This window comes from Psychrobacter sp. AOP7-B1-24 (assembly GCF_052376215.1).
In the GTDB taxonomy this organism is placed as follows: domain Bacteria; phylum Pseudomonadota; class Gammaproteobacteria; order Pseudomonadales; family Moraxellaceae; genus Psychrobacter.
In genome coordinates this window covers 1-4928 of the sequence record NZ_JBQSVL010000121.1, presented here as the reverse complement: position 1 = coordinate 4928, position 4928 = coordinate 1, and the positions used below count along the sequence as shown (strand labels likewise).

5 protein-coding genes are annotated in these 4928 nt (G+C 39.9%); 4 read left to right on the top strand and 1 reads right to left on the bottom strand.

What is annotated here, in order from left to right; genetic code table 11:
• Positions 1 to 293: 293 nt before the first annotated feature.
• From ACT3QP_RS14085 to ACT3QP_RS14070, 4 genes are all read left to right on the top strand, one after another.
• Positions 294 to 785, top strand: a complete 492-nt coding sequence (locus ACT3QP_RS14085; protein ID WP_192518507.1) for a DUF3015 family protein — start codon at positions 294 to 296, stop codon at positions 783 to 785.
• 129 nt (positions 786 to 914) lie between these two features.
• On the top strand, positions 915 to 3047 hold the full coding sequence (locus tag ACT3QP_RS14080; protein ID WP_444525939.1) for a lipoprotein N-acyltransferase Lnb domain-containing protein: 2133 nt from the start codon (positions 915 to 917) through the stop codon (positions 3045 to 3047).
• Between the two features lie 150 nt (positions 3048 to 3197).
• Complete coding sequence (locus ACT3QP_RS14075; RefSeq protein ID WP_444525938.1) at positions 3198 to 4175, top strand: DnaJ C-terminal domain-containing protein; 978 nt, start codon at positions 3198 to 3200, stop codon at positions 4173 to 4175.
• Between the two features lie 86 nt (positions 4176 to 4261).
• Positions 4262 to 4585, top strand: a complete 324-nt coding sequence (locus ACT3QP_RS14070) for a chaperone modulator CbpM (protein WP_444525937.1) — start codon at positions 4262 to 4264, stop codon at positions 4583 to 4585.
• Between the two features lie 90 nt (positions 4586 to 4675).
• Here ACT3QP_RS14070 and ACT3QP_RS14065 read toward each other — a convergent pair.
• On the bottom strand, positions 4676 to 4928 hold a 253-nt coding region (locus ACT3QP_RS14065; protein ID WP_444525936.1), incomplete at its 5' end, for a cation:dicarboxylate symporter family transporter.

The window sequence follows — 4928 nt, the reverse complement described above, 5'->3', positions numbered from 1 at the left end:
AATAATTTTTGTTTGCTTTTAAGCTATAACAAAAGCCAATTCTGCCTTCTAAAAAAATATTCATAATATAAAAAGCCTCTATTATATTTAAATAGACAAGTATAATGAGATAAAAAGTTTCATGTTATTGGATATAAGTTAATATCATTAATATAAGAAAAAAATCTTGCTATATTCTTACTATTTTGTAAAATACCAAAGGTTGAACATTGTTTTAGATTTTTTAGAAACACTCATAGTTTTCGATTGTATGGTGAGAAAATCTATCTTTTATTGTCTTGTGAGGAAATTTTATGTTGAAGAAAATTGCGTTTGCTTCAGTTGTCGCTGCAATGATTCCATTTAGCACAGCGAATGCTGATCTTGGTTCTAATTTTAAGACAGCAGATACCGGTCGTACCATCGAGCAGATTTATAAGCAGTGCGGTATTGGCGGCGCTTTATTTGGTAATTCAAGCCCTATTCTTGCTATTATCTCTAACGTAACTTGGGATTTAGGCACCACGGCTGCTACTTCTGACTCTATGTCTCCTAACACTTGCCAAGGTGGTAATGTTAGGGCCGCTGTTTTGATCAAAGAAGCCTTTCCAAGTGTTGAAAAAGACTTAGCTTCAGGCCAAGGTGCTCATTTGTCTGCACTACAGAACGTTGCTAACTGTGATTCAGCTGCGAGCGTACGTGCACAATATGGTCAATATGCTCAGACTTCTGCGTATCGTACCGCTACACAAGATCAAAATGCAGAAACGCTATTTAATATCGTTCAGCAAAACTGCGCTATCTAAATATTGAAAATGTCAGTTATTAAGCAATTCGTTTAATGCTGAAGCTTTTAATGATTTAATGATAAAAAACACGTAAACCTAGTGCTTACGTGTTTTTTATTGCTCATGTATTTATGGTGTCTAGATAACATGCAAAAAGTATTTTTATGGTTGGCTTGTTTTTCGGCATCTACTGCTTATGCAGTAGGAGTTGATGAGTTGAGCGTTATTGATTCAAACGATTATGAGCCTAAGCCAGCCAAACTAGAGTCGGTAGGTAAAAAAGAACAAGTTGTCGCTATTAATGACCATGTTATCGAGACAGATATAGTTGACAGCAGGGCTAACAGTGAGATGGATGCTTTGCCAGATGTTGAAAATAATATTGAGCAAATCATAGAACTGACCAGTAAAGTGCAATCCCAAGAGCCAAAACAAGATGCCAATAAAAGTATCACTATTGACCCCATAAAACTACAATCCCTGTCCCAGCATCGACAGTGGCAACATTTATTATTTTATAAAGATGGTAAAGCTGAAGTTATCTCGCCAGGGTTTTATTTAACCAACCCAAAGCCACGCTCAAAAAAGGACATTGATCCTTATGCTGAGTTGATAGCAACGATAGAAAGCATTGATGATGAAAAGGTCGTTTGTAAATATCCGGCCAGATATTTATGGCTTACTCACCACCTACCTGAATTGCATGTCAATCTTAACGAGTGCGTACAATTACCAGATCCCAATCAAGAAATAAGCTTGATTTTAGTCAGTAATTATCTAAAAAACCCCGCTTCTTCATTTGGTCATGTATTGGTCAAAACTAGCCTGCCAAAAGATGATAAAGACAACACTGCTATAAGCACCAATGCTAAAACCGATAAGGCCAAGGAAGTTAGAGAGCTTTCGAGTGAGGACTTGCTTAATAGTTCTTATAACTTCGGTGCTAGCATTCCGGCAAATGAAAATGGCGCCATGTACGCTATCAAAGGACTTTTTGGGCTTTATGATGCGGGGTTTTCGGAGACAGAATTTTTTAAGCAAGATGCAGTATATTCTAAAAATGAACAACGAGATATGTGGGAATATGTCCTTAATCTTGAATCGTATGAAACTCAATTATTAAATTATCATTTATATGAAGCAAAATCTGCCCGCTTCGATTACTATTTTATCAAGCAAAACTGTGGCTATCGTTCAGGGGAGTTACTTGAGCTAATAAGCGATGTAAAAACAACTGAGCGCATAGGCCCTTGGTATGCACCAGATTACGTGTTTGATCAGCTGCTAGAGCATGAAGATGGTGCCGAATCATTAGTATCTTCGGTACGTTATTTACCCTCTGAGCAAACGCAACTGCGCGAGAAATTTGGTCAACTACCTAAGCCTATACAAGACATTATCAATTCCGTGATTCGTACAGAGGACACTGCGCCACTTGCTACGTTGGATGAAGAGAGCAAAGCACTTGCGCTTGATTTCTTAATTCTGCATCGTACTTATAAGATATCACAAGATAACACACCAAAGCATCAGGCTTTCAAAAGTGAGTTGCTCAGTCAGCGCTTTAAGCTACCAGCCAGTAATGGTTTGGCTCAACTGCCAGTACCGAACAAAGCATCTCCAGCATTGAGTAATAAAACCACACAAACCAAAGTCGTTTTATCTGATGAGATGGCAGAAATCGGTTTATCACTATTTGTGAAAGATCCCCTGAATGCTTACACGGATATTGATAAGCGTTTTGAGGCTGTACAGGCTTCATTGGGCTATGATTTTGATAAGCATCAATTGACGTTGACGGATTTTGTGTTCTTAGATATGCAACAAATTGAAGATCTTAGACAACCGTTGTCAGGTGAGCCTAAACTGTCTTGGCAGCTAAAAACAGGTGCTCGTACCGATTGGTTTACTGGCAACCATCACAGTCCTTATGCTCAAGCAGGCGTTGGTGCAGGTGCCAAATTTGGTGAGCATGTATTGGGTTATGGTATGGTCAATGCCACTGTCCATGATCAAGACAAGCATGCCGATATCGGTATTGAGGTAGGTGTGCGTGCGAAACGTGATAGAAAAAGTGCTGAGCTGTCTTATATTGCCTCAAAACGAGAAGGACGCACTAGTATGGATTTTACCAAACTAACGTTACGCCAGCAGTTATCAAAGAATGACGATGCTCGAATTATGGTGACATACTCTGATTCAGTGACGGCTGATAATAATGCTATATTAGATGATATAGATAAATTAAATGCTGCTATAGCTTGGCATCATTATTGGTAATATTTATCTAACCATTTTTATTTTTATTGCTACTATAATTAAAGCATAGCGACAACCTTTTATATCGCAGTCACACAAATTTCCATACCGTATCGTTGAAAATGGGCATACCAATCTTATCAACATACTTTTATTTTGAGGAAAAATAACATGGCAGAGAAAACCTACTATGACATTTTAGGGGTCAAAAAAGACGCCTCAGACGCCGATATCAAAAAAAAATACCGTAAGCTTGTTCGTCAATATCATCCTGATGTTAGCGATCATCCGGATGCTGATAATAAGATTGCGGAGATTAACAATGCTTACGAAACCATTCGCGATAAGGACAAGCGTGCAGAATATGATGCCATGCTAGACAATCCTTTTGCGGGCCAATCCGGTGCTGGTGGCTTTGGTGGTCAGTCGGCAGGTGGTGGTCAGGGTGGATTCCGTTGGGAAGATGTCAAAGATCAGTTTGGTGATGGCGAAGCTTATGGCGATGGTGGATTTCGCTTCGATGATATTTTTTCTGCATTTGGTCGTGGCGCGAGCGGACAATCACAGCGTGGTGGCTTTGGGTCACAAGATAGCAAGGGTCAAGATCAGCATGCAGAGATTACGGTCGATTTGGCATCAGTTTACAACGGTGACGATTATAGTATCAAATTAAACGTTCCGGTTCGTCAGGCTCATGGCAACGTTGATTATGACAATAAAACACTGAAAATTAAAATTCCTAAAGGCATTACTGATGGCAAACAGATTCGGCTAGCAGGACAAGGTGCGGCTGGTATCGGTGGTGGTAAAAATGGCGATTTATTTTTAAAAGTAAAGATCCGTCATGCAGATAATATTCGTGTTGAAGGTGCTGACGTCTATCAAACCGTCAATATCGCTCCATGGGAGGCGGCATTGGGTGAAAAAATCAATGTCAGTACGCCAGCAGGAAAGCTTGGTGTCACTATCCCTAAAAACAGTAAATCTGGTAGTAATTTACGTCTAAAAGGCAAGGGTATTCCTACCAAGAAAGCAGGTGATTTGTATTTGACCTTAAATATTGTTAATCCTGATATCAGTAGCGAAGCGGCAACCAATGCTTATAAGCAATTAAAGCAGGCCTTTGCTGATGTCCACATTGACCGTTAACTCAACTCCTTGATAGCAGTCATTTATCACCGCAATAGAGATGCATACGATAACGATGAAATAGAAAGAAAACGAGGATAATAGCTATGAAACACTCGCCTGAATTGACCGACATTATCATGAGCTTAGATGAGTTAGTATCTGCCTGTGGCCAAGACCGCCAATGGGTTATTGAATTGATTGAAGAGAATATTATTGAATATGATGTGCCAGAACGAGAGCAGTTTACCGGCTATCAGCTGACGACTGTGCGCCGAGCCTCACGACTGAGCCGTGATTTTGAAGCCAGTGTTCCAGCAATTGGTTTGATACTTGAGTTATTAGATGAGGTGGAGCAACTGCGTCAATTAAAACGCCAATTAGATATGCAAGCACCCGTGATAGAAGTAGATATTGATCATCTGAAGTAATCAAATAAATGATAGCCAATAAAAAAGGGCCTCAATGATAAATTGGGCCCTTTTTATTTTCTCTATTTATAGCGTTTAGCTTTCTATAAATTAACGAGAATACGTCGGATCAGCGGCTGCTGTGAATAGTACGTCCGTTGACGAGTTCAGTGCGGTTTCTGCCGAATCTTGTATCACACCGATGATAAAGCCAATCGCAACTACTTGCATAGCGATGTCGTTTGGAATGTTAAATAGGCTAGCAGCTAGTGGAATCAGAAGCAATGAACCGCCAGCGACACCAGAGGCTCCGCAAGCACTAATGGTTGCGACCAGACTGAGTAGAAGCGCTGAGGCAAAACTC